The sequence below is a fragment of the Pseudomonas sp. SMV7 genome (assembly GCF_052041995.1).
Classification (GTDB): domain Bacteria; phylum Pseudomonadota; class Gammaproteobacteria; order Pseudomonadales; family Pseudomonadaceae; genus Aquipseudomonas.
The window spans coordinates 83,619-107,294 of sequence record NZ_JBKGGT010000019.1; the positions used below are offsets into that span (position 1 = coordinate 83,619).

At 63.8% G+C, this 23,676-nt stretch carries 19 protein-coding genes and 1 other RNA gene; 1 reads left to right on the plus strand and 19 read right to left on the minus strand.

The annotated features are described in order from the left end of the window. Nucleotides 1-15: 15 nt before the first annotated feature. Nucleotides 16-1,233: a bifunctional glutamate N-acetyltransferase/amino-acid acetyltransferase ArgJ gene (gene argJ / locus ACLEJP_RS20790; RefSeq protein WP_440809403.1), complete on the minus strand. Its 1,218-nt coding sequence runs from the start codon at nt 1,231-1,233 to the stop codon at nt 16-18. A 172-nt stretch (nt 1,234-1,405) separates the two neighbouring features. After that, on the minus strand, nt 1,406-4,141 hold the full coding sequence (gene secA / locus ACLEJP_RS20795; RefSeq protein ID WP_440809406.1) for a preprotein translocase subunit SecA: 2,736 nt from the start codon (nt 4,139-4,141) through the stop codon (nt 1,406-1,408). Nucleotides 4,142-4,532: 391 nt separating this feature from the next. On the opposite strand from secA, the gene ACLEJP_RS20800 reads away from it, so the two are divergent. After that, on the plus strand, nt 4,533-4,988 hold the full coding sequence (locus ACLEJP_RS20800; protein ID WP_170034271.1) for a DUF721 domain-containing protein: 456 nt from the start codon (nt 4,533-4,535) through the stop codon (nt 4,986-4,988). A gap of 191 nt (nt 4,989-5,179) precedes the next feature. Here the strand turns inward: ACLEJP_RS20800 and lpxC are convergent, their stop codons facing one another. The 17 genes from lpxC to rnpB form a co-directional block, all read right to left on the minus strand. Further along, nucleotides 5,180-6,091 (minus strand): UDP-3-O-acyl-N-acetylglucosamine deacetylase, encoded by a 912-nt coding sequence (gene lpxC, locus ACLEJP_RS20805; RefSeq protein ID WP_112250319.1) that lies wholly within the window; start codon nt 6,089-6,091, stop codon nt 5,180-5,182. Nucleotides 6,092-6,203: 112 nt separating this feature from the next. Next, nucleotides 6,204-7,400 carry a cell division protein FtsZ gene (gene ftsZ, locus ACLEJP_RS20810; RefSeq protein ID WP_003251871.1) on the minus strand — a complete coding sequence of 399 codons (1,197 nt, stop codon included), beginning with the start codon at nt 7,398-7,400 and terminating at the stop codon, nt 6,204-6,206. A 55-nt stretch (nt 7,401-7,455) separates the two neighbouring features. Further along, nucleotides 7,456-8,712 (minus strand): cell division protein FtsA, encoded by a 1,257-nt coding sequence (gene ftsA / locus ACLEJP_RS20815; protein ID WP_015271706.1) that lies wholly within the window; start codon nt 8,710-8,712, stop codon nt 7,456-7,458. 14 nt (nt 8,713-8,726) lie between these two features. Next, entirely contained in the window at nt 8,727-9,596 is an 870-nt protein-coding gene (locus ACLEJP_RS20820) for a cell division protein FtsQ/DivIB (RefSeq protein WP_186675142.1), read from the minus strand. 5 nt (nt 9,597-9,601) lie between these two features. Further along, nucleotides 9,602-10,558: a D-alanine--D-alanine ligase gene (locus ACLEJP_RS20825; protein ID WP_440809409.1), complete on the minus strand. Its 957-nt coding sequence runs from the start codon at nt 10,556-10,558 to the stop codon at nt 9,602-9,604. Further along, nucleotides 10,555-12,003 (minus strand): UDP-N-acetylmuramate--L-alanine ligase, encoded by a 1,449-nt coding sequence (gene murC, locus ACLEJP_RS20830; protein WP_225779162.1) that lies wholly within the window; start codon nt 12,001-12,003, stop codon nt 10,555-10,557. Before murC ends, ACLEJP_RS20825 begins: the two co-directional genes overlap by 4 nt. After that, nucleotides 11,996-13,075 carry an undecaprenyldiphospho-muramoylpentapeptide beta-N-acetylglucosaminyltransferase gene (gene murG, locus ACLEJP_RS20835; RefSeq protein ID WP_440809412.1) on the minus strand — a complete coding sequence of 360 codons (1,080 nt, stop codon included), beginning with the start codon at nt 13,073-13,075 and terminating at the stop codon, nt 11,996-11,998. The genes murC and murG overlap by 8 nt, the downstream gene beginning before the upstream one ends. Beyond that, entirely contained in the window at nt 13,065-14,279 is a 1,215-nt protein-coding gene (gene ftsW / locus ACLEJP_RS20840) for a putative lipid II flippase FtsW (protein ID WP_440809414.1), read from the minus strand. Before ftsW ends, murG begins: the two co-directional genes overlap by 11 nt. Next, on the minus strand, nt 14,276-15,622 hold the full coding sequence (murD, locus tag ACLEJP_RS20845) for a UDP-N-acetylmuramoyl-L-alanine--D-glutamate ligase (RefSeq protein ID WP_440809437.1): 1,347 nt from the start codon (nt 15,620-15,622) through the stop codon (nt 14,276-14,278). Before murD ends, ftsW begins: the two co-directional genes overlap by 4 nt. A 6-nt stretch (nt 15,623-15,628) precedes the next feature. Next, nucleotides 15,629-16,711 (minus strand): phospho-N-acetylmuramoyl-pentapeptide-transferase, encoded by a 1,083-nt coding sequence (gene mraY, locus ACLEJP_RS20850; protein ID WP_440809416.1) that lies wholly within the window; start codon nt 16,709-16,711, stop codon nt 15,629-15,631. Then, nucleotides 16,711-18,078, minus strand: coding sequence for a UDP-N-acetylmuramoyl-tripeptide--D-alanyl-D-alanine ligase (locus ACLEJP_RS20855; RefSeq protein ID WP_440809419.1), 1,368 nt, complete (start codon nt 18,076-18,078; stop codon nt 16,711-16,713). The genes mraY and ACLEJP_RS20855 overlap by 1 nt, the downstream gene beginning before the upstream one ends. Beyond that, entirely contained in the window at nt 18,071-19,561 is a 1,491-nt protein-coding gene (locus ACLEJP_RS20860) for a UDP-N-acetylmuramoyl-L-alanyl-D-glutamate--2,6-diaminopimelate ligase (RefSeq protein ID WP_440809421.1), read from the minus strand. The genes ACLEJP_RS20855 and ACLEJP_RS20860 overlap by 8 nt, the downstream gene beginning before the upstream one ends. Then, nucleotides 19,558-21,300 carry a peptidoglycan D,D-transpeptidase FtsI family protein gene (locus tag ACLEJP_RS20865; protein ID WP_440809439.1) on the minus strand — a complete coding sequence of 581 codons (1,743 nt, stop codon included), beginning with the start codon at nt 21,298-21,300 and terminating at the stop codon, nt 19,558-19,560. Before ACLEJP_RS20865 ends, ACLEJP_RS20860 begins: the two co-directional genes overlap by 4 nt. Next, on the minus strand, nt 21,300-21,593 hold the full coding sequence (ftsL, locus tag ACLEJP_RS20870) for a cell division protein FtsL (RefSeq protein ID WP_056801817.1): 294 nt from the start codon (nt 21,591-21,593) through the stop codon (nt 21,300-21,302). The genes ACLEJP_RS20865 and ftsL overlap by 1 nt, the downstream gene beginning before the upstream one ends. Then, nucleotides 21,590-22,537, minus strand: coding sequence for a 16S rRNA (cytosine(1402)-N(4))-methyltransferase RsmH (gene rsmH / locus ACLEJP_RS20875; protein ID WP_440809425.1), 948 nt, complete (start codon nt 22,535-22,537; stop codon nt 21,590-21,592). Before rsmH ends, ftsL begins: the two co-directional genes overlap by 4 nt. Further along, nucleotides 22,534-22,989, minus strand: a complete 456-nt coding sequence (gene mraZ, locus ACLEJP_RS20880) for a division/cell wall cluster transcriptional repressor MraZ (protein ID WP_029612140.1) — start codon at nt 22,987-22,989, stop codon at nt 22,534-22,536. Before mraZ ends, rsmH begins: the two co-directional genes overlap by 4 nt. Before the next feature lie 307 nt (nt 22,990-23,296). After that, nucleotides 23,297-23,656, minus strand: an RNA gene (rnpB, locus tag ACLEJP_RS20885) — RNase P RNA component class A. Nucleotides 23,657-23,676: the final 20 nt, after the last annotated feature.

The window sequence follows — 23,676 nt, forward strand, 5'->3', positions numbered from 1 at the left end:
GCGGCCCCATTTGAATCAGGTACGGTATTCGGCGTTGATCTTCACGTACTCGTGGGACAGGTCGGTGGTCCAGATGGTTTCGCTGCACTGGCCGCGACCCAGTTCGATGCGGATGGTGATTTCTTCCTGGGCCATGACCTTGGCGCCCTGGTCTTCGGTGTAGCTCGGGCTGCGCCCGCCTTTGCTGGCGATGCAGACGTTGTCCAGGTACACGTCGATCAGGTTCACATCCAGCTCCGGCACGCCGGCACGGCCGACGGCGGCAAGGATGCGGCCCCAGTTCGGGTCGGAGGCGAACAGCGCAGTCTTGATCAGCGGCGAGTGGGCCACGGCGTAACCGACATCCAGGCATTCCTGGTGGTTGCCGCCGCCGTTGACCTGCACGGTCACGAACTTGGTGGCACCTTCGCCGTCACGGACGATGGCCTGGGCCACTTCCATGCACACTTCGAACACGGCTTTCTTCAGCGCTTCGAACAGTGCGCCGCTGGCTTCGGTGACTTCCGGCAGGTTGGCCTTGCCAGTGGCAATCAGCATGCAGCAGTCGTTGGTCGAGGTATCGCCATCGATGGTGATGCGGTTGAACGACTTGTTGGCGCCGTCGAGGATCAGGTCCTTGAGCACCGCCGGGGCAACCTTGGCGTCAGTGGCGATGTAGCCGAGCATGGTGGCCATGTTCGGGCGGATCATGCCGGCACCCTTGCTGATGCCGGTCACGGTAACGGTCACGCCATCGTGCTGGAACTGGCGGCTGGCGCCCTTGGGCAGGGTGTCGGTGGTCATGATGCCGGCGGCGGCTTCAGCCCAGTGGTTTTCCGACAGGTTGTCGAGGGCGGCCTGCAGCGCGCCTTCGATCTTTTCCACCGGCAGCGGTTCGCCGATCACGCCGGTGGAGAATGGCAGTACCGACTCGGCCGGTACGCCGGCCAGTTCGGCAAGCTTGGCGCAGGTGCGCTCGGCAGCGGCCAGGCCTGGCGCGCCGGTACCGGCGTTGGCGTTGCCGGTGTTGGTCAGCAGGTAGCGCACGGTGCCCTGGACACGCTGCTTGGACAGGATCACTGGCGCTGCGCAGAAGGCATTGAGGGTGAATACACCCGCCACGCTGGAACCTTCGGCACAGCGCATGACCACCACATCCTTGCGCCCCGGGCGCTTGATACCGGCAGAAGCGATACCGAGTTCAAAACCCGGAACCGGGTGCAAGGTGGGCAAAGGACCAAGACCAACAGCCATTAGAGCGCTCCTAGAAAATACGGTTGATATCGAAAAGCGGGGCCGCTTCGCGCCCCATCGCGACACAAGGCCGCTCCCACATAGGACGGCGCAGCGTTGCGGCTGTGCGCCATCCCTGTGGGAGCGGCCTTGTGTCGCGACAGGGCCGCAACGCGGCCCCATTCAGGTCAGATCACTCGATCTGCCCGTGGCAATGCTTGAACTTCTTGCCCGAACCACACCAGCACGGCTCGTTGCGGCCCAGCTTCTGGTCGTTGCGTACCGGCGCCGAGGCAACCGCCACTTCGGCGCCCTCTTCATTCAGTTGCTCGCTTTCCAGGCCCGGGGCAGCGGCGTGCTGGAACTGCATGCGGCTGGCCAGTTCCTCGGCTTCGCGACGCAGGCGGGCTTCCTCTTCGGCCGGGTCTTCGCGGCGCACCTGAACGTGCGACAGCACGCGGATGGTGTCGCGCTTGATCGACTCGAGCAGCTCCTGGAACAGGCTGAAGGATTCGCGCTTGTACTCCTGCTTCGGGTTCTTCTGCGCATAACCACGCAGGTGGATACCGTGACGCAGGTGGTCCATGGTCGACAAGTGGTCTTTCCACAGGTCGTCCAGCACACGCAGCAGAATCTGCTTCTCGAAGGTGCGCAGGGCCTCGATACCGGCCTGGTCTTCCTTCTCGGTGTACGCAGTGGTGATCTCGTTCAGCAGCTTCTCGCGCAGGGTCTCTTCGTAGAGGTGATCGTCCTCGTCGAGCCACTGCTGGATCGGCAGCTTGATGGCGAAATCGCTGGCCAGCGAAGCTTCCAGGCCGGCCACGTCCCACTGCTCGGGCAGCGACTGCGGCGGAATGTGCTGGCTGATGGTGGCGTCGAGGACTTCCTTGCGGAATTCGACGATGGTGTCGCCGATATTCTCGGCGGCCAGCAGGCTGTTGCGCATGTGGTAGATCACCTTGCGCTGCTCGTTGGCCACGTCGTCGTATTCGAGCAATTGCTTGCGGATATCGAAGTTGCGACCTTCGACCTTGCGCTGAGCCTTCTCGATGGCGTTGGTGACCATGCGGTGTTCAATCGCCTCACCCGACTGCATGCCCAGCGCCTTCATGAAGTTCTTCACCCGGTCAGAGGCGAAGATACGCATCAGGCTGTCTTCCAGCGACAGGTAGAAGCGGCTGGAACCCGGGTCACCCTGACGGCCGGAACGGCCACGCAACTGGTTGTCGATGCGGCGCGACTCGTGACGCTCGGAGGCGATCACATGCAGGCCACCCGACTCGATCACCTGCTGGTGACGCTTCTGCCAGTCGGCCTTGATCTGGGCGATCTGCTCGGCGGTGGGGTTTTCCAGGGCGGCCACTTCGGCCTCCCAGTTACCGCCCAGCAGAATGTCGGTACCACGGCCGGCCATGTTGGTGGCGATGGTCAACGCACCTGGCGCACCCGCCTGGGCGATGATCTCGGCTTCCTTCTCGTGATACTTGGCGTTGAGCACCTTGTGCTCGATACCTTCCTTTTTCAGGAGGTTGGACATGTGCTCCGACGTTTCGATGGTCGCCGTACCGACCAGCACCGGGCGGCCCTGCTTCATGCTTTCCTTGATGTCGGCGATGATCGCGGCGTATTTCTCGTCGGCAGTCAGGTACACCAGGTCGTTGAAGTCCTTGCGCGCCAACGGCTTGTTCGGCGGAATGACCATCACGTTGAGGCCATAGATCGACTGGAACTCGAACGCTTCGGTGTCGGCGGTGCCGGTCATGCCGGACAGCTTGGTGTACAGGCGGAAGTAGTTCTGGAAAGTGGTCGAAGCCAGGGTCTGGCTTTCGGCCTGGATGTTCAGGTTCTCTTTGGCTTCGATGGCCTGGTGCAGGCCTTCGGACAGACGACGGCCCGGCATGGTACGCCCGGTGTGCTCGTCGATCAGCAGAACCTGGCCGTCCTGGACGATGTATTCGATGTTGCGGTGGAACAGCTTGTGCGCACGCAGGCCGGCATAGACGTGGGTGAGCAGGCTCAGGTTGTGCGCCGAGTAGAGGCTCTCGCCCTCGGCCAGCAGGCCGGCCTGGGTGAGCATCTCTTCGATGAACTGGTGACCGGCTTCGTTCAGCTCGACCTGGCGGCTCTTCTCGTCGATGGTGAAGTGGCCTTCCTGGGTGACCTGGCCTTCCACTTCCTCGATATGCTGCTTCAGGCGCGGAATCAGGCGGTTGATCTCGATGTACAGCTTGGAGCTGTCCTCGGCCTGGCCGGAGATGATCAGCGGGGTACGCGCTTCGTCGATGAGGATGGAGTCCACTTCGTCGATCACGGCGAAGTTCAGTTCACGCTGGAACTTCTCTTCCTGGCTGAACGCCATGTTGTCGCGCAGGTAGTCGAAACCGAATTCGTTGTTGGTGCCGTAGGTGATGTCGGCCGCGTAGGCCGCGCGCTTTTCTTCCGGCGGCTGGAAGGCCGAAACGATGCCCACGGACAGGCCGAGGAACTCGTACAGGGGGCGCATCCAGTTGGCGTCACGGCGGGCCAGGTAGTCGTTGACGGTGACCACGTGCACGCCCTTGCCGGACAATGCGTTGAGGTACACGGCCAGGGTACCGACCAAGGTCTTGCCTTCACCGGTACGCATTTCTGCGATCATGCCCTCGTGCAGGGTCATGCCGCCGATCAGCTGCACGTCGAAGTGGCGCATGCCCATCACGCGCTTGCCGGCCTCACGGGCCACGGCGAAGGCTTCCGGCAGCAACTGGTCCAGTGTCTCGCCTTTGGCCAGGCGCTCCTTGAACTCTGCGGTCTTGCCCCGCAGTTGCTCGTCGGAGAGGGCCACCATCTTCTCTTCGAGAGCATTGACGATGTTCACCGTCTTGAGCATGCGTTTCACTTCACGCTCGTTCTTGCTTCCAAAAAGTTTCTTTAACAAAGGCGCAAACATATCGGCAGGATCTTCCACACGTAGGGATGGAGGGCGGCCCCATGAGTCGCCCGTGCAGCCCTGAGGCCGCATGCGAACGAGCATTCTACCCGGAAACGATGGTGAGGAAAGTGGTGGATTGCCACGATGCTTGTACAGCGTTTTGGCGGGGGCTGGTTTTAGATAGGGGCATTTTCCCCGAGTTCAAGGTTCGGCAAGATGAAAGGTGTCGAGAATGACTCTTGGCTTGTATAGCCTGAACCGGCCTCTTCGCGGGCTTGCCCGCTCCCACAGGCATTACATGACACTCGAGCTCTGTGGTGATCCTGTGGGAGCGGGCAAGCCCGCGAAGAGGCCGGTTCAGGCCATAGAGATGTTAGACTGCGGACCATGTAACCTCATGCGTACCCCCATGGCCTACAAACCCTCCCCCGCCCAGCCGCCCTCGGCCCTGCTGCGCCAGGTGCGCCCGCTGCGCCTGCTGCTGAACCAGGCCGAACGCCTGGAGCACCTGCAACGCCTGCTGGAAAGCCAGCTGCAACCAGCCGCACGCGAGCATTGCCATGTCGCGTCGTGGCGCGATGGCACGTTGTTGCTGGTAGTCACCGACGGCCATTGGGCGACCCGCCTGCGCTACCAGCAAAAACGCCTGATGTCGGCGTTACAGGGCATGGAGGCATTCGCCAACCTCAGGCGCATCCTGTACAAGGTCCAACCCCCGCTGGTGCCAGCCAAGCGTGGTGGCCATGCTGCGGAACTGTCCAATAATGCAGCCGAAAGCCTGCGCGATACCGCCGAGGGCATCACTGACCCCAAGCTGCGCGCAGCGCTGGAAAGGCTGGCAGCTCACGCCCAGGACAAGCGCTGATACCCTTCGGGACTGCTGCGCAGTCCATTCGCGGGCACGCCCGCTCCCACAGGTCCTGCGCCGCTCCAGAGGCGGTGAGCACCCTCTGGGAGCGGGCGTGCCCGCGAATGGCCGGACCTGCCGGGCAAAATGCGCCAGCCATAAAAAAGGCCACCCGAAGGTGGCCTTAATGAACTAGAGAGTGTTCGAACTTACACGGCCGCAACAGGGCGCATGTACGAGATCGGTGCCGTGCTGGCATCTTCGAAAGTGACCACTTCCCAGGCATCGGTTTCGGCAATCAGCTTGCGCAACAGCTGGTTGTTCAGCGCGTGGCCGGACTTGAAGCCCTTGAACTCGCCGATCAGGCTGTTGCCCAGCAGATAGAGGTCGCCGATGGCGTCGAGGATCTTGTGCTTGACGAATTCGTCTTCGTAACGAAGGCCGTCTTCGTTGAGCACGCCGTCCTCATCGACCACGATGGCGTTCTCGACACTGCCACCCAGCGCAAGGTTGTGCTTGCGCAGGTATTCGATGTCACGCATGAAACCGAAAGTACGCGCGCGGCTGACTTCCTTCACGAACGAGGTGCTGGAAAAGTCGACGCTGGCGCTCTGGGTCCGGTTGCGAAGCACCGGGTGATCGAAGTCGATCTCGAAGCTCACCTTGAACCCGTCGAAAGGCAGGAAAGTGGCGCGCTTGTCGCCCTCTTCCACGGTAACCTCGCGCAGGATGCGGATGAACTTCTTGGCTGCGTCCTGTTCTTCCAGGCCGGCAGACTGAATCAGGAATACAAAGGGTCCGGCGCTGCCATCCATGATCGGCACTTCCGAGGCGGAGAGCTCGACGTAGGCGTTATCGATGCCCAGGCCCGCCATGGCGGAGAGCAGGTGCTCGACCGTATCGACCTTGACGTCACCGTTGACCAGCGTCGTCGACATGGTTGTCTCGCCGACGTTGGCCGCGCGCGCCGGGATTTCGACCACAGGGTCGAGGTCGGCGCGGCGGAAGACGATGCCGGTGTCAACAGGTGCAGGCTTGAGGGTCAGGTAAACCTTCTCCCCGGAGTGCAGACCGACACCTGTGGCACGGATGGTATTCTTCAGGGTGCGTTGTTTAATCATGGCATTGGCCGCTTCAGCGCAAATTGCGAACAGGTATCAACAAAGGCTGGGGATGATAACAGACCCAACCTTTGATGAATACCAATCACCTTTATACCCCTGATAAATTCCATTAATCAGCCTGGCGACGCAGGAATGCCGGGATATCGAGGTAGTCCAGGTCATCCTGCGGGTTGAGTTTAGCCGCTGCAGCAGCGCCTGCATGGGCCTGGTTGCGCATCACGGTCGGGCGCTCCAGGTCGCGGTAGTTGACCGCAGGCTGCTCCTGGCGAACCGGCGCCGGGTTCGATGCTTCATACGCCTGCTGGGCAGTCTGCAGGGTGTTGTCGACCACCTTCACAGGCTTCTCGATGCGCGCGCCCAGGCCAGTGGCCACTACGGTCACGTGCAGCTCGTCACGCATGTCCGGGTCGATCACGGTGCCGACCTTGACCATGGCGTGGTCGGAGGCGAAGGCTTCGATGATGCTACCCACATCGGAGTATTCACCCAGCGACAGGTCCGGGCCGGCGGTGATGTTGACCAGGATGCCGCGCGCGCCCTGCAGGTTGACGTCCTCCAGCAGCGGGTTGCGGATGGCCGCTTCGGTCGCTTCACGCGCACGGTTCGGGCCGCTGGCGCAGCCGGTACCCATCATGGCCATGCCCATTTCACCCATCACGGTGCGCACGTCGGCGAAGTCGACGTTGATCATGCCCGGGCGCTTGATGATGTCGGAAATACCGCGCACCGCACCGGCGAGTACGTCGTCAGCCTTGGCGAAGGCGGACAGCAGGCTGGCATCCTTGCCCAGGATGGTCAGCAGCTTCTCGTTCGGGATGGTGATCAGCGAGTCGACGCTTTCGGCCAGCATGCGGATGCCTTCATCGGCGATCTGCATGCGCTTGCGGCCTTCGAACGGGAACGGACGGGTCACCACGGCAACGGTGAGAATGCCCATTTCCTTGGCCACTTCGGCGATGATCGGCGCAGCACCGGTACCGGTACCGCCGCCCATGCCAGTGGTGATGAACACCATGTTGGTGCCCTGCAGCACTTCAGCGATGCGCTCACGGTCTTCCAGCGCGGCCTGGCGGCCGACTTCCGGATTGGCACCGGCACCCAGGCCCTTGGTCACGCCAGTGCCCAATTGCAGGATGGTGCGCGCGCCGATGTTTTTCAGCGCCTGGGCATCGGTGTTGGCGCAGATGAATTCCACGCCTTCGATGCTGCTCTTGACCATGTGGTTGACGGCGTTGCCGCCACCACCGCCAACGCCGATCACCTTGATGACCGGGCTTTGCGGGACGTTGTCTACGAGCTCGAACATTTTCCCTCTCCTTACAGTTCTCTAGTTGTCGCGCCTACCACTACTGCTTTGAAACTTAGAAGTTGCCCTGGACCCAGCGCTTGAAGCGTTCAAGCACCGGGGCCTTCGGTTCATCGCCATAGCTGTTGTTGCTGCTGTTACCGGTCAGGGGCAGGTCTTCGGTCTGCTTCTGCAGGCCGTAGGTGAGCAAGCCCACGCCGGTGGAATAGATCGGGTTGCGAACCACGTCGCTCAGCCCCCGAACGCTGTGCGGCACGCCCAGGCGTACCGGCATGTGGAAGATTTCCTCTGCCAGTTCCACGGCGCCTTCCATCTTCGCGGTGCCGCCGGTAAGGACGATGCCGGCCGGCACCAGGTCCTCGTAACCGCTGCGGCGCAGCTCGGCCTGGATCAGGGTGAAGAGCTCGTCGTAACGCGGCTCCACCACCTCGGCCAGGGCCTGGCGCGACAGCTCGCGCGGTGGTCGGTCGCCCACGCTCGGCACCTTGATGGTCTCGCCGGCACCGGCCAGCTTGGCCAGGGCGCAGGCGTAGCGGATCTTGATTTCTTCGGCGTACTGGGTCGGCGTGCGCAGGGCCATGGCGATGTCGTTGGTCACCTGGTCGCCAGCGATCGGGATTACCGCGGTGTGACGAATCGCGCCCTCGGTGAAGATGGCGATATCGGTGGTGCCGCCGCCGATGTCCACCAGGCACACGCCCAGCTCTTTTTCATCGTCGGTCAGCACCGAGTAGGCCGAGGCCAGCTGCTCGAGGATGATGTCGTCGATTTCCAGGCCACAGCGGCGTACGCATTTCTCGATGTTCTGCGCCGCGTTGACCGCGCAGGTGACCACATGGACCTTGGCTTCCAGACGCACGCCAGACATGCCCAGCGGCTCGCGCACGCCTTCCTGGTTGTCGATCACGTAGTCCTGCGGCAGGGTGTGCAGCACCCGCTGGTCGGCCGGGATGGCGACGGCCTGGGCGGCATCGAGCACGCGTTCGAGGTCAGCCAGGCTGACTTCGCGGTCGCGGATGGCGACGATGCCGTGGGAGTTCAGGCTGCGGATGTGGTTGCCAGCCACGCCGACGAACGCCGAGTGGATGCGGCAGCCGGCCATCAGCTGCGCTTCTTCGACAGCGCGCTGGATCGACTGCACGGTGGACTCGATGTTAACCACCACGCCTTTTTTCAGGCCGCGGGACGGATGGGTACCGATCCCGACGATTTCCAGGGTGCCGTCCTCGCCCACTTCGCCCACCAGCGCCACCACCTTGGAGGTGCCGATGTCCAGCCCGACGATCATTTTGCCGCTATGCGCGTTTGCCATGGTCCTGCCTCTCTCTAATTCTTCGCAACGGCGGGTTGGGCCGTCGTCGGTGCAATCGGTTCCCGCCATCCAACGGCAAGTCCGTTGGCGTATCGCAGATCGATGCGGGCGATGTTGGTGATCTGCTCTTTAAGGGTCTTGTCGTAAATGGCAATGAAACGGCGCATCTTCTCCACCAGATGGTCGCGCCCCAGCAGCAGCTCGATACCCGGCCCGGCGCTGCTCGCACCGGTGGTCAGGAACCAGCTGCCTCGCTCGCGCAGCTCCAGGCGAGCGATGGAAAAGCCCAAGGGGCGCAGCATCTGGCTCAATACCTGATACTGCTGCATGACTTGTTGCTGCGCACGCTGCGGCCCGGCCAGCTGCGGCAGGTGTTCATAGTTGGCCAGTTCGCGCGGGGTGAAGGCCTGGCCCTGGTTGTTGAGCAAGGCTTCGTCCCCCCAGCGTGCTACCGGCAACTGTTCTTCCAGGTGGATCACCACCTCGTCGGGCCACACCCGGCGCACTTCGGCATGGGCGATCCACGGCATCTGCTCGAGCTCGGCACGCATCGCCGGCAGGTCGACACTGAAGAAGCTCGCCGCGACGTACGGCGCAATACGTTGTTGCACCGACTGCTGGCTGATGTAGCTGAGGTCGCCCTGCACGTCGATCTTGGTGATCGGCCGGTCGGCGTACGGCATCAGCCGAATGGCGCCTTCATAGGCGCCAAAGCCGGCGGCCACCAGCACCACCGGCCACAGCAGGCGCTTCAGCCCGCCCAGGCTAGGCCGCGGCAGGCGCGCCGATACGGGCTCGTCGGCCACCAGCCGGCTGGCACCACGCGGCACCGGCTTGCTACGGCCGGTAACGGGTTGCTGCTGACGTATCATCGCGCCTTGCATGATGGTTAACCTCGCGTCGCCACGCTTTCGGCCAGGATCGCCAGCACCAGTTGCTGGAAGTCCAGGCCGGCCGCGCGAGCCGCCATGGGCACCAGGCTATGGTCGGTCATGCCGGGTGCGGTGTTGACTTCGAGCAGCCAGAACCGGCCCTGCTCGTCCTGCATCACGTCCAGCCGCCCCCAGCCTTCGATGCCGATGGCATCGCAGGCGCGCGCGGTCAGGTCGATCAGTTCCTGTTCCTTGACACTGTCCAGGCCGCATGGAATGCGGTACTGGGTATCGTTGGCGATGTACTTGGCGTCGTAGTCGTAGAACACGTGCGGCGTACCCAGGGCGATCGGCGGCAACACCTGGCCGCGCAACACCGCGACGGTGAACTCCGGGCCGTGAATCCATTGCTCGACCAGGACTTGCGAATCGTACTTGGCGGCATCTTTCCAGGCGGCGATCAGCTCTTCCACGCTGTTCACCTTGGCCATGCCGATACTCGAACCTTCATGGGCCGGTTTGACGATCAATGGGAAGCCCAGTTCAGTGCCGGCGGCAACGCAATCGTGTTCGCTGCCCAGCACCGCGTGGCGCGGGGTTGGAATACCCAGGCTCTGCCACACCTGCTTGGTGCGCAGCTTGTCCATGGCCAGCGCCGAGGCAAGGATGCCACTGCCGGTGTAAGGGATGCCCAGGCACTCGAGCAGGCCTTGCATGCTGCCGTCTTCACCGCCACGGCCGTGGAGGATGATGAAGGCGCGGTCGATCTGCTCGCTTTGCAGGCGCGCGAGCAGGTCGTCACCCACGTCGATGGCGACGACGTCGACACCGGCAGTGGTCAGCGCGTCGATCACCGCGGCGCCGGACTTCAGCGACACTTCACGCTCGGCACTCTTGCCGCCGTACAGCACCGCGACGCGCCCGAACGCCTTGACGTCCAGGGTCGAGTGCAGTTTTTCGTAGGCGCTGGTCATTTCGACTTCTCCTGCTTGGCGCCTGCGAACAGCGGGCTTTTCATCAATTGCGGGGCCAGCCCGCCGACATCACCGGCACCCTGGCAGATCAGGATGTCGCCAGCGCGCAGCAGTGGCTTGACCAGCGGCGCCAGCTCGACGCCACGTTCGATGTAGATCGGGTCCAGCTTGCCGCGCTGGCGGATGCTGTGGCACAGCTGGCGGCTGTCGGCTCCGGGAATCGGCTCTTCGCCCGCTGGGTAGACTTCCATCAGCAGCAGCACGTTGGCATCGCCCAGCACCTGGACGAAATCGTCGTACAGGTCGCGGGTGCGGCTGTAGCGGTGCGGCTGGTAGACGATCACCAGGCGGCGGCTTGGCCAGCCACCGCGCACGGCCTTGATCACCGCCGCCACTTCGGTGGGGTGGTGGCCGTAGTCGTCGACCAGCATCACGCTGCCGCCTTCGACCGGCAGTTCGCCGTACACCTGGAAGCGCCGACCGACGCCCTGGAAGCCGGACAGGCCCTGGACGATGGCCTCGTCGGTGATGCCTTCGTCAGTGGCGATGGCGATGGTGGCCAAGGCATTGAGGACGTTGTGGTTGCCGGGCATGTTCACCGACACTTCCAGCGGCTCGCGGTCACGCCGCAGCACGGTGAAATGGGTCTGCATGCCCTGCTGGCGCACGTTGATGGCGCGTACGTCGGCTTCTTCGCTGAAGCCGTAGGTCACGGTCGGGCGCTTGACCTGCGGCAGGATCTCACGCACCACCGGGTCGTCCAGGCACATCACGGCCAGGCCGTAGAACGGCAGGTTGTGAAGGAACTCGACGAAGGTTTTCTTCAGCTTGTTGAAGTCGCCTTCGTAGGTCGCCATGTGGTCGGCGTCGATGTTGGTGACCACCGCCACCATCGGCTGCAGGTGCAGGAAGCTGGCGTCGCTTTCGTCTGCTTCGGCGATCAGGTAGCGGCTGGTGCCCAGCTGGGCATTGGTCCCGGCAGCCGTCAGGCGGCCACCGATGACGAAGGTCGGGTCCAGGCCGCCGGCGGCGAATACCGAGGCCAGCAGGCTGGTGGTGGTGGTCTTGCCATGGGTACCGGCAACGGCCACGCCATGGCGGTAACGCATGAGCTCGGCGAGCATCTCGGCACGCGGCACCACCGGAATGCGCCGTTCCAGCGCGGTGGCGACTTCCGGGTTGGCCGGGTTGATCGCGCTGGACACCACCAGCACGTCGGCGGTGGCGGCATTCTCGGCGCGGTGCCCGACGAAGATCTCGGCGCCGAACGATTCCAGACGCTCGGTCACCGGCGACGCCTTCAGGTCGGAACCGGACACTTCATAGCCCAGGTTCAGCAACACTTCGGCGATGCCGCACATGCCCACACCGCCAATACCGACGAAGTGAATACGGCGGATGCGGCCCATTTTCGGCTGGGGCATGGCTTTCTGGCTCTCAACCATGGGCCACCTCCAGGCAGATATCGACCACGGTGCTGGTTGCAGCAGGTTTGGCCAGGCGCCGCGCGGTGCCTGCCATGACGTTGAGTTTCTCGGGTTGCATCAGCACCTCGTTCAGGCGTTCAGCGAGCTGCGCTGCGCCAGTTGTCGCTTGTGGCATCAGGAAGGCAGCACCTTCCCGGGCCAGATATTGGGCGTTGTGGGTCTGGTGGTCGTCGATGGCGTGGGGCAACGGCACCAGCACCGAAGGCAGGCCTGCTGCCGCCAGTTCGCTGACGGTCAGCGCACCGGCCCGGCACACCACCATGTCGGCCCAGCCATAGGCCTGGGCCATGTCCTTGATGAAGGGCTCTACCTGAGCCTCGACACCGGCCTCGCGGTAACGCTCGGCGGTAAGCGGTGCATGTTGCTTGCCGGCCTGGTGGAACACCTCTGGCCGCAGCGCAGCGGGCACTTCGGACAGGGCCTTAGGCAACAATTTGTTCAATGGTTCCGCACCCAGGCTGCCACCGAGCACCAGCAGGCGGGCGCGGCGCTCGGCCAGCGGCGCGCGTTGCGCGTCCATGAACAGCTCCGGGCGCACCGGGTTGCCGGTGGTGCGGCGTTTGTCGCTGGCCTCGAAGGTGTCCGGGAAAGCTTCGCAGACCCGCGCCGAGAGTGGCACCAGCAACCGATTGGCGGTACCGGCACGGGCATTCTGTTCGTGGATCACCAGCGGCACACCGCACAGCCGCGCGGCCACGCCGCCGGGGCCGGTGACGTAGCCGCCAAAGCCCAGCACGCACACCGGCTCGAGCTGGCGGATGATGCGCCGTGCCTGCAGCACGGCCTTGACCAGGGTGAACGGCGCCTTGAGCAACGACAGCTTGCCCTTGCCGCGCAGGCCGCTGACCTGGATCAGGTGCAACGGCAGGCCAGCCTGGGGCACCAGCTCGTTCTCGATACCACGCGGGGTGCCCAGCCAGTGCACGCTGTAACCGCGAGCCTGGAACTCACGGGCGCAGGCCAGTGCCGGGAACACGTGGCCCCCGGTGCCGCCAGCCATGATCAGTACGTTCTTGCCGTCAGCGGCCATGACTGGTCTCCTCGGCAAAATCGCTTTCGCTGAATTCGTGCTCCTCGCTACCCAGGTGCGTGCGGCTTTCCCACTCGATGCGCAGCAACAGGCCCACGCAGGCACAGCAGATCACCAGCGAGCTGCCGCCGTAACTGAGGAACGGCAGGGTCAGGCCCTTGGTCGGCAGCAGGCCGACATTCACGCCGATGTTGATCAGAAACTGGCCAATCCACAGGAAGGCCAGCCCGAATGCGACATAGGCGGCAAAGAACTGCTTGGCCTTTTCGGCCCACAGGCCGATGTACAGTGCCCGCACGGTAACGAACACGAACAGGGCGATGGTCAGCAGCGAACCGACCACTCCGAGCTCCTCGGCGAGGACCGAGAACACGAAGTCGGTGTGCGCTTCCGGCAGGTAGAACTGCTTCTGCACGCTGTTGCCCAGGCCAACGCCCAGCCACTCGCCACGGCCGAAGGCAATCAGCGCCTGGGTCAGCTGGTAGCCCGAGCCGAACTGATCCGACCACGGGTCGGTAAAGGTGATCAGGCGCGCCATGCGGTAAGGCTGCGCCTGTACCAGGACGAACACCGCCACCACCGCCAGCACCACCATCAGGCTGAAGCGGAACAGCCCGACACCGCCAAGGAACAGCATGGCCGCCGCCGCGCCCATCATCACCACGGTGGCGCCGAAGTCCGGCTCCATCAGCAGCAGGGCAGCCATGGGCAGCAGCACGATGAACGGTTTGAAGAAGCCCATCCAGGTTTCACGCACTTCGGTCTGCCGACGTACCAGGTAGCCGGCCAGGTACACGACCACGAACACCTTGGCAATTTCCGAAGGCTGCACGTTGAAGAAGCTGAAACCGATCCAGCGCATGGAACCGTTCACTTCACGACCGATACCCGGTACCAGCACCAGCACCAGCAAGCCGAAGGCGCCCAGCAGCATCGTGAAGCCCATGCGCTGCCAGGTGGCGATCGGCACCATCATGGTCGCGCCACAGGCCACCAGGCCAAGGAACACGTACACCAGGTGGCGGAACATGTGATACAGCGGATTGCCCGACTGCACCGCTGCCACTTCCGAAGAGGCCGAGGTGATCATCACCAGGCCCAGGCCCAGCAATGCCAGGCAGCCGGCAAGCATCGGGAAGTCCAGGTCGATGCCCCGACCGCTGATCAGCGGCGACGGGTACGGCTTGAGGATGCCGAAGATCATGCAAGGCCTCCTGCTGCCTGGGCGAACAGGCGCCCGCGTTCTTCGAAGTTGCGGAACATGTCGAGGCTGGCGCAGGCCGGCGACAGCAGCACGGCATCGCCGGCCTGGGCCAGTTCTGCGCATCGCTGCACGGCCTCGTCGAGCGTCCCGACCCGCACCAGCGGCACGCCATCGCCAAGGGCTTGGGCCAGGCGCTCGGCGTCACGGCCAAGCAGGACCACGGCGCGGCAGAAGCGCTGGACCGGCTCGCGCAGGGCGGCGAAATCGGCACCCTTGCCATCACCACCGGCAATCAGCACCAGCTTGCCCTCGATATCGGCGCCCAGGCCTTCGATGGCGGCCAGGGCGGCACCGACGTTGGTGGCCTTGGAATCGTCGTACCAGTTCACCCCGTTGCGCTCGCGTACCCACTGGCAACGGTGCGCCAGGCCGGTGAACTCGCGCAAGGCTTCGAGCATGGGTTCGAACGACAGGCCGGCAGCATGCCCCAGGGCCAGCGCCGCCAGCGCGTTGCTCTGGTTGTGGGCGCCACGAATCTTCAGCTCACGCACGGGCATCAGCAGCTGGAACTCGAATGCCAGGTATTTCTCGCCGTCGACTTCACGCAGGCCAAAGGCCTTGAAGTCCGGCTGGTTGAGACCGAAGGTCCAGCATGGACGGCCTTCAACCGGCAGCGGCCGGCTCAGCGCGTCCTGGCGGTTGACCACGACCTGGCGCGCCCCACGGAAGATCCGGTGCTTGGCCAGGTGGTAGGCCGGCAGGCCGCTGTAGCGGTCCATGTGGTCTTCGCTGATGTTCAGCACGGTCGCCACTTCAGCGTTGAGCTGGTCGGTGGTTTCCAGCTGGAAGCTGGACAGTTCCAGCACGTACAGCTCGACGTCGTCGGCCAGCAGGTCCAGCGCCGGGGTACCGAGGTTGCCGCCAACCGCGACGCGCTTGCCGGCCTTGGCGGCCATGTCGCCGACCAGGGTGGTCACGGTGCTCTTGGCATTCGAACCACTGATGGCAATGATCGGCGCCTTGGCATGGCGGGCGAACAGTTCGATGTCACCTGACAGCTTCACGCCACGCGCCGCCGCCTGCTGCAGCGCCGGGGTGGCCAGGGCCAGGCCGGGGCTCACGTACAGCTCGTTGGCGCGGCACAGGAAGTCCACGTCCAGCTCACCACAGCGCACTTCCACCTGCGGGTAATCACGGCGCAGGGTATCCAGTTCCGGCGGTTGCTCGCGAGTGTCGGCGACCGCAAAGGCAATGCCCCGGCTCGCCAGGAAGCGAACCAGGGACATGCCGCTCTTGCCGAGGCCGACAACGATGCGGAATTGGTCGGAAGCGATCAGAGACACGCTCATCTACCTCAGTTTCAGGGTTGCAAGGCCGATCAGCACCAGGATCACGGTGATGATCCAGAAGCGGACGATCACCCGTGGCTCCGGCCAGCCCTTGAGTTCAAAGTGGTGGTGGATCGGCGCCATGCGGAACACGCGTTTGCCGGTCAGCTTGAAGGAGGTGACCTGGATCACCACCGACAGGGTTTCCATGACGAACACACCGCCCATGATGAACAGCACGATTTCCTGGCGGACGATCACGGCGATGGTGCCCAGCGCGGCGCCCAGCGCCAGTGCGCCGACGTCACCCATGAACACCTGGGCCGGGTAGGTGTTGAACCACAGGAAGCCCAGGCCGGCACCGATCAGGGCGCCGCAGAACACGATCAGCTCGCCGGAGCCCGGCACATAGGGGATCAGCAGGTATTCGGCGAACTTCACGTTACCCGACAGGTAGCAGAAGATGCCCAGGGCGCCGCCGACCATCACCGTCGGCATGATCGCCAGGCCGTCGAGGCCGTCGGTGAGGTTGACCGCGTTGCTCGAGCCGACGATGACGAAGTAGGTCAGCACGACGAAGCCGATGCCCAGTGGAATGGTGACGTCCTTGATGAACGGCAGGATCAGCGTGGTCTCGACGCTGGTCGGCGCGGTCTTGTACAGGAACACGGCCGCAGCCAGGCCAAACACCGACTGCCAGAAATACTTCCAGCGGCTTGGCAGGCCCCGCGAATTCTTCTCGATCACCTTGCGGTAGTCGTCGACCCAGCCGATGGCACCGAAGGCCAGGGTCACGATCAGCACCACCCACACGTAACGGTTGGTCAGGTCGGCCCACAGCAGGGTGCTGACGGCAATGGCGGACAGGATCAGCGCGCCACCCATGGTCGGGGTGCCGGATTTGGACAGGTGCGATTGCGGGCCGTCGTTACGTACGGCCTGGCCGATCTGGCGGATTTGCAGGGTACGGATCATCCACGGCCCCAGCCACAGCGCCAGCGACAACGCGGTCAGTACACCAAGGATCCCGCGCAGGGACAGGTACTGGAAGACCGCGAAGCCTTTGTGGAACTGTTGCAGATACTCGGCCAACAGCAGCAGCATTAATGTTTCTCCCCGCTGGCACCGCACAATGCCGCCACGACGTTTTCCATCGCAGCGCTGCGCGAGCCCTTGATCAAGATAGTGGTGTCGCTGGCATTCTCGGCACTAACTGCGTCGATCAGCTCAGCTTGAGTAGCGAAATGGTGCCCATTGGCGCCGAACGCTTCCACTGCATGGGCCATGTTGAGCCCCACTGCATAAAGTGCGTCGACCTTGCCTTGCGCGTAAGCGCCCACCTGACGGTGGCCTTCTTCCGCCCATTGCCCCAGTTCGCCGATATCTCCAAGCACCAGAACGGTGCGCCCGGAAAAGCCGGCGAGTATATCAATGGCTGCGCACATGGAGGTGGGATTTGCGTTGTAACTGTCGTCGATCACCCGCACGCCGTTCGCTGCGATCTGCGCTACGGTACGGCCCTTGACGGGTTGCACGGCAGCCAGACCAGCGGCGATACCGCTCAGGCTCAGACCAACGGCATGCGCTGCAGCGGCAGCGGCCAGGGCGTTGCTGACGTTGTGCGTGCCCAGCAGGTTCAGCTGCACCGGCACGCTGCCGTCAGGCCCGTGCAAGGTGAACGACGGGCAACCACGGGCGTCACGACCGATGTCGCTGGCGTGGAAGTCGGCCTGCGGGTTGTCCAGGGCAAAGCTGACAATACGGTGGTTGCCGGCGCGCTTGCGCCAGATATCGAACGCCTTGTCCGCCAGGTTGAGGATGGCAGTACCGCCCTCGCCCAGGCCTTCGAGGATCTCGCCCTTGGCTTCGACGATCTTCTCCGGGCCGCCGAACTCGCCGACGTGGGCGGTACCGGCATTGTTGATGATGACCACCTGCGGCTGGGTCAGGCCGACGGTGTAGCGGATCTCGCCAATCCGCGAAGCGCCCAGTTCGATCACTGCGGCGCTGTGCTCGGGGGCAATTTCCAGCAGGGTCAGCGGCGCGCCGAGGTCGTTGTTGAGGTTGCCGCGAGTGGCGTGTACCAGGCCACGGGTACGCAGGATGCTGGCCAGCATCTCTTTGACCGTGGTCTTGCCGCTGGAGCCGGTAATGGCCACCACCGGCTTGTCGAAGGCTGCACGGTTCAGCGCGCCAAGCTGGCCGAGGGCCAGGCGGCAGTCGGCGACCAGCAGCTGCGGCAGGTCGACCTCGGTCACTTCGCGTTCGACCAACGCCGCCACGGCGCCCTTGGCCTTCACATCGGCCAGGTAGTCATGGCCATCGAAACGCGGGCCAGCCAGGGCGACGAACAACTGCCCGGCGCTGACACTACGGCTGTCGATACTGACGCCGCTGAACGTCGCGTCTGTACCTATCTGCTGACCACCCAGTGCTGTGGTCAGCTGGCTGAGTGACATCGGCTTAAGCATGTGGCGCCTCCCAGGCTGCAAGTGCCTTCTCGGCTTCGATCAGGTCGGAGAACGCATGGCGCTGGCCATCGATCTCCTGGTAATCCTCGTGCCCCTTGCCCGCCAGCACGAGCACGTCGTTGGCCGCCGCCGTGGCGATCAGGTGCGCGATGGCTTCGCCACGGCCGGCAATGAACTCGACCGCGCCTGGCTTGGCAAAACCGGGACGGATGTCGTCGAAGATGCGCAGCGGGTCTTCGCTGCGCGGGTTGTCATCGGTGACCAGTACACGATCGGCCAGGCGCTCGGCCACTTCGGCCATCAGCGGGCGCTTGCCGCGGTCACGGTCACCACCGCAGCCGAACAGGCACAGCAGCTTGCCGTGGGCGTGCGGGCGCAGGGCTTCAAGCACTTTCTCCAGGGCGTCCGGCGTGTGCGCGTAGTCGACCACCACCAGCGGCTTGTCACCACCGCCCAGGCGTTGCATGCGGCCTACCGGCCCCTGCAGTTGCGGGGTGACTTCGAGGATTTCGTCCAGCGCATAGTCCAGCGCCAGCAGGGTGGCCACGGCGGCGAGCATGTTGCTGAGGTTGAAGCGGCCCAGCAGCTGGCTGCGCAAGGTACGCTCGCCCTGGGCAGTCACCAGGGTGGCCCGCACGCCATCGTCACTGAACAGCGCTTCCCGGCAGAACAGCGAGGCGCCCGGGTTTTCCAGGCTGTAACTGAGCAAGCGGGTCTCGATATGGTCGAAACTCGGCCGCCGGGCAAAGTCGTCGGCCAGCCGGCGACCGAAGGCGTCGTCCAGGTTGACCACCTGGCAGCGCAGGTTTGGCCAGGCGAACAATTTGGCCTTGGCGGCCTCGTAGGCTTCCATGCTGCCGTGGTAATCGAGGTGGTCGCGGGACAGGTTGGTCATCACCGCGATGTCGAACTCCAGCGCGGCGACACGGCCCTGCTCCAGGGCATGGGAGGACACTTCCATGGCCACCGCCTTGGCGCCAGCCTTTTTCAGGTCGTTGAGCGTCGACTGCACGGCGATCGGGTCCGGCGTGGTCAGGCGACCGCTCTGCAATTCACCGTAGAAGCCGGTACCCAGGGTGCCGATCAGGCCGCATCGCTGGCCGAGCAGGTCAAGGGCCTGGGCCACCAGCTGGGTGACGCTGGTCTTGCCGTTGGTGCCGGTCACGCCCACCAGGTCCAGCTGGCGGCTCGGTTCGCCATAGAAGCGACCGGCGATATCCGACAGCTGGGCGATCAGGCCTTTGACCGGGATCAGCGGCACCTCGGTCAGCGGCAGCACGTTGGCGCCCTGCTCTTCGTAGGCCACGGCGGCAGCGCCACGGGCCAGGGCATCGGCGATATGCTCGCGGCCATCAACCTTGGCCCCGGGCACAGCCAGGAACAGGTCACCCGGGCGCACGTTGCGGCTGTCCAGGGTCAGTTCACGGATCAGCGGGTCACGGCTGGCGTGGGCGAAAAGCTTGCTCAATGGCATTGTCATCATCCACGCCCTCCCTTGGCGGCTGCTGCGGCAGTGACTTGCGGTTGTTCGACAGGGGCTGGTGGCGGCAGGTTGTCCGGCGGCACGTTCATCAGGCGCAGGGTGCCGGACATGACCTTGCTGAACACCGGCGCCGAAACCAGGCCACCGAAGTAGCCGCCCTTGCCCGGCTCATCGATGACCACGACGATCGCGTAGCGCGGGTCGCTCATCGGCCCGAAGCCGGCGAACAGCGAGCGGTAGGCGTTCTCGGTGTAACCCTTGGAACCCACGGTCGCCTTGCGCGCGGTACCGGACTTGCCGGCCACGTGGTAGAACGGCACCTGGGCGCGGAACACGCCGCGCGGCGCTTCGATCACCTGCTGCAGCATGCCCTGGATGGTTTCGGCGGTTTCCTTCGGAATGGCCTGCACCGCTTCCGGTGCCTTGTCGACCTTGAGGATCGACAGCGGCACCATCTTGCCGTCGTTGGCCAGCGCCGCGTAGGCATGCACCAGTTGCAGGGCGGTTACCGACACGCCATAGCCATAGGACAGGGTCGCGGTCTCGGCCTTGCGCCATTCGCGGTGGTTGGGCAGGTTGCCGACGCGTTCGCCAGGGAAGCCAAGGCCGGTGTACTGGCCCAGGCCGACCTGCGACATGACCCGGTAGATGGCCTCGCCACCGATGTCGAAGGCGATCTTGCTCATGCCGACGTTACTGGAGTTGATCAGGATGCCGGTCAGGTCGAGGATCGGCCCCTCGCTCTTGGACACGTCCTTGATCGTGTAGCGACCGATCTGCAGGCTGCCCGGGTACACCTCGACCTTGTCGGTCGGTTTCCAGCGGCCACTCTGCAGCGCCGCGCTCATGGAAATCGGCTTGACCGTGGAGCCCGGTTCGAACACGTCGATGATCGCCCGGTTACGCATGGCGGCCGGGAACATGCTGCGGCGGTTGTTAGGGTTGTAGGTCGGCTGGTTGACCATGGCCAGGACCTCGCCGGTCTTGACGTCCATGATCACCAGGCTGCCGGCCTTGGCGTCCTGCTCGGCAATGGCATTGCGCAATTCACGGGTAGCCAGGTACTGCAGGCGCAGGTCTATCGACAACGCCAAGGTCTTTCCGGCCTTGGCGTTCTTGGTTACCTGGATGTCCTTGATCAGCCGGCCGCGCCGGTCCTTGATCACCTGCCGTTTGCCGGGCACTCCGGCCAGCCACTCGTCATAGGCCAGCTCCACCCCTTCACGACCGTGGTCGTCGAGGTCGGTGAAGCCAACCATATGGGCAGTGACATCACCGGCCGGATAGAAGCGGCGGAACTCTTCAAGGCCGTATACGCCCGGTACCTTCAGGTCGAGCACGTGCTGGCCTTGTTCCGGGGTCAGACCCCGGACCAGGTAGATGAATTCTTTGCTGGCCTGCTGGGTCAGGCGCTCGGTCAGTTGTTGCGGATTCTGGCCCAATGCAGCGGCCAGCTGTGGCCAGCGATCCTTGGAGGCCTGCATTTCCTTGGGGTTGGCCCACAGGGTGGTGACCGGAGTACTGACCGCCAGTGGCTCGCCGTTACGGTCGGTGATCAGGCCGCGGTGTGCCGGGATGGGAATATGACGCAGGCTGCGTGCATCGCCCTGGCCCTTGAGGAAGTCACGGTCGACCACCTGCAGGTCGATGATGCGCCAGCAGATGGCACCGACCATGATTGCCAGCAAGCCGATCACCACGCGGAAGCGCCACGGGTACAGTGCGCCTTCGAGCTTCATCATGGCGCCACCATCCGTACTTCGTCAGCGGAGGGCACGCGCATCTTCAGCTGCTCGGAAGCCAGGCTTTCGATACGGCTGGCAGCCGTCCAGGTGCTTTGCTCGAGGATCAGCCGGCCCCACTCGGCCTGCGCCTTGTCGCGCTCGTTCAGTTCGCCGTACAGGGTATTGAGCAGCTGACGGTTCCAGTGCGCGCTGTAGGACACGGCGATGGCCGAAACCAGCACGGCAACGAACAGCAGAAGCATCAGGAAGCTTCCGCCTGGCAAGGGCTTGGCAAACAACCTGCTCACCGCAGCTTCTCCGCCACCCGCATGACAGCGCTGCGCGCCCGCGGGTTGGCCTTGAGCTCGGCGTCGGAGGCGAACTGCGCCTTGCCGATGAGCCGGATTTTCGGTTCGAAGACCTTGTGCTGTACCGGCAGGTTGCGCGGCAGGTTGTCAGCCTCGCCCTTGGCCAGCTTGCGCATGAACAGTTTGACGATGCGGTCTTCCAGCGAATGGAAGCTGATCACCGCCAGGCGGCCGCCCACTTCCAGCGCATCGATCGCGGCCTCCAGGCCCGTCTCGAGGTCACCGAGTTCGTTATTGACGTGAATGCGCAGGCCCTGGAATGCACGGGTCGCCGGGTTCTTGCCCTTCTCCCAGGCCGGGTTGGCCACTTTCAGCACTTCGGCGAGATCGCCGGTGCGGGTGAACGGCTGCTGTTCGCGGCGCAGCACCACGGCGCGAGCCATGCGCTTGGCGAAACGTTCTTCGCCGTATTCCTTGAAGACCCGGGCAATTTCTTCTTCAGGTGCCGTGGCGATGAACTCGGCGGCGCTGATGCCCTGGTCCGGGTTCATGCGCATGTCCAGCGGGCCATCATTGAGGAAGCTGAAGCCGCGCTCGGGGTCATCCAGCTGCGGCGAGGACACGCCCAGGTCCAGCAACACGCCGCTGACCTTGCCATGCAGGCCGCGCTCGGCCACCTCCGCGCCCAGCTCGGCAAAGCTGCGCTGCACAATGACAAAGCGGCCGTCTTCGGCCGCCAGCGCTTGCCCGGTGGCAATCGCCTGTGGATCCTTGTCGAACCCCAGCAGCCGCCCTTGCGGCCCGAGCTTGCTGAGAATCAGCCGGCTGTGTCCGCCACGGCCGAAGGTGCCGTCCAGATAGCAACCGTCGGCGCGCAGGGCCAATGCCTCGACAGCCTCGTCGAGCAGGACGGTAATGTGGTTGAAGCCGCTATCTATGGTCACAGGATCAGGTCACGCAATTCGTCGGGCATGGCGCCCGGTTGTTGAATAGCTGCAAGGTCGGCTGCCGAAACCGCGTTCCAGGCATCTTCATCCCACAGCTGGAATTTGTTCAGTTGCCCCACCAGCATCGCCTTCTTGTCGAGCCTGGCGTACTCACGCAAACGGGGCGGCACCAGGAAACGCCCGCTGCCATCGAGCTCCAGGTCAACCGCGTTACCGATCAGCAAACGCTGCAGGCGGCGGTTTTCCTCACGCAACGATGGCAAGGCACGCAACTTGGCTTCTATCTGTTCCCACTCATCGAGGGGATAAACACACAAGCAGGGGTCAACGGCGTCGATGGTCACGATCAGCTGACCATTGCAACGCGAATCGAGCTCGTCACGGTACCGGCTCGGCATGGCGAGACGTCCCTTGGCATCGAGGCTGACGGCGTTGGCTCCGCGGAACACGGCTGCGATTCCCCACAATGTTATCTTTTTTGTGCCAGAAAACCCACTTCATCCCACTTTCTGCCACTTGCGCACACTATAGGAATCCGCCCGCAGCACCGTCAAGGCACGTTCGGAAGGAAAAGCCTTACAGGACCGAGATTTAGCGCATTAAAGGAAGGGGGAAGGACTGCCGAGGAGAAAAAAACACATGAAAAATCAAACCCACACGAGCCGATGGAGTTCGAAGTTAAAGTAATTTATGAAGAGTAAGATCTTTTCGGTATTACCAGAGAGCATCTGCTATCGAATCAAGCAGGGAAGGAAGGTGGAGAGTCGATCTGTAAGCCGGGTTTTGTCGAGGACAGTCATTCCTCTACGACGGCCATCGCTGGACGCCTCTAGCAACCTACCCGGTTCCGACGCGGGCCACGCCTGATGGAACCCTATTTGGTCTTGCTCCGAGTGGGGTTTACCTAGCCACGTACTGTTGCCAGCCGTGCGGTGCGCTCTTACCGCACCTTTTCACCCTTACCGGCACCGAAGTGCTTAGGCGGTTATTTTCTGTGGCACTTTCCGTAGGCTCGCGCCTCCCAGGCGTTACCTGGCACTCTGCCCTATGGAGCCCGGACTTTCCTCCCCCTGTTCTTGCGGAACAAAAACAGGCAGCGACTGTCCGATCGACTCTCCGCCGTCAAGATTAACGGC

Coding starts and splice junctions, on each gene's coding strand:
- argJ (WP_440809403.1), bottom strand. CDS start 1,233: ATGGCTGTTGGTCTTGGTCCTTTGCCCACCTTGCACCCGGTTCCGGGT.
- secA (WP_440809406.1), bottom strand. CDS start 4,141: ATGTTTGCGCCTTTGTTAAAGAAACTTTTTGGAAGCAAGAACGAGCGT.
- ACLEJP_RS20800 (WP_170034271.1), top strand. CDS start 4,533: ATGGCCTACAAACCCTCCCCCGCCCAGCCGCCCTCGGCCCTGCTGCGC.
- lpxC (WP_112250319.1), bottom strand. CDS start 6,091: ATGATTAAACAACGCACCCTGAAGAATACCATCCGTGCCACAGGTGTC.
- ftsZ (WP_003251871.1), bottom strand. CDS start 7,400: ATGTTCGAGCTCGTAGACAACGTCCCGCAAAGCCCGGTCATCAAGGTG.
- ftsA (WP_015271706.1), bottom strand. CDS start 8,712: ATGGCAAACGCGCATAGCGGCAAAATGATCGTCGGGCTGGACATCGGC.
- ACLEJP_RS20820 (WP_186675142.1), bottom strand. CDS start 9,596: ATGCAAGGCGCGATGATACGTCAGCAGCAACCCGTTACCGGCCGTAGC.
- ACLEJP_RS20825 (WP_440809409.1), bottom strand. CDS start 10,558: ATGACCAGCGCCTACGAAAAACTGCACTCGACCCTGGACGTCAAGGCG.
- murC (WP_225779162.1), bottom strand. CDS start 12,003: ATGGTTGAGAGCCAGAAAGCCATGCCCCAGCCGAAAATGGGCCGCATC.
- murG (WP_440809412.1), bottom strand. CDS start 13,075: ATGGCCGCTGACGGCAAGAACGTACTGATCATGGCTGGCGGCACCGGG.
- ftsW (WP_440809414.1), bottom strand. CDS start 14,279: ATGATCTTCGGCATCCTCAAGCCGTACCCGTCGCCGCTGATCAGCGGT.
- mraY (WP_440809416.1), bottom strand. CDS start 16,711: ATGCTGCTGCTGTTGGCCGAGTATCTGCAACAGTTCCACAAAGGCTTC.
- ACLEJP_RS20855 (WP_440809419.1), bottom strand. CDS start 18,078: ATGCTTAAGCCGATGTCACTCAGCCAGCTGACCACAGCACTGGGTGGT.
- ACLEJP_RS20860 (WP_440809421.1), bottom strand. CDS start 19,561: ATGATGACAATGCCATTGAGCAAGCTTTTCGCCCACGCCAGCCGTGAC.
- ACLEJP_RS20865 (WP_440809439.1), bottom strand. CDS start 21,300: ATGAAGCTCGAAGGCGCACTGTACCCGTGGCGCTTCCGCGTGGTGATC.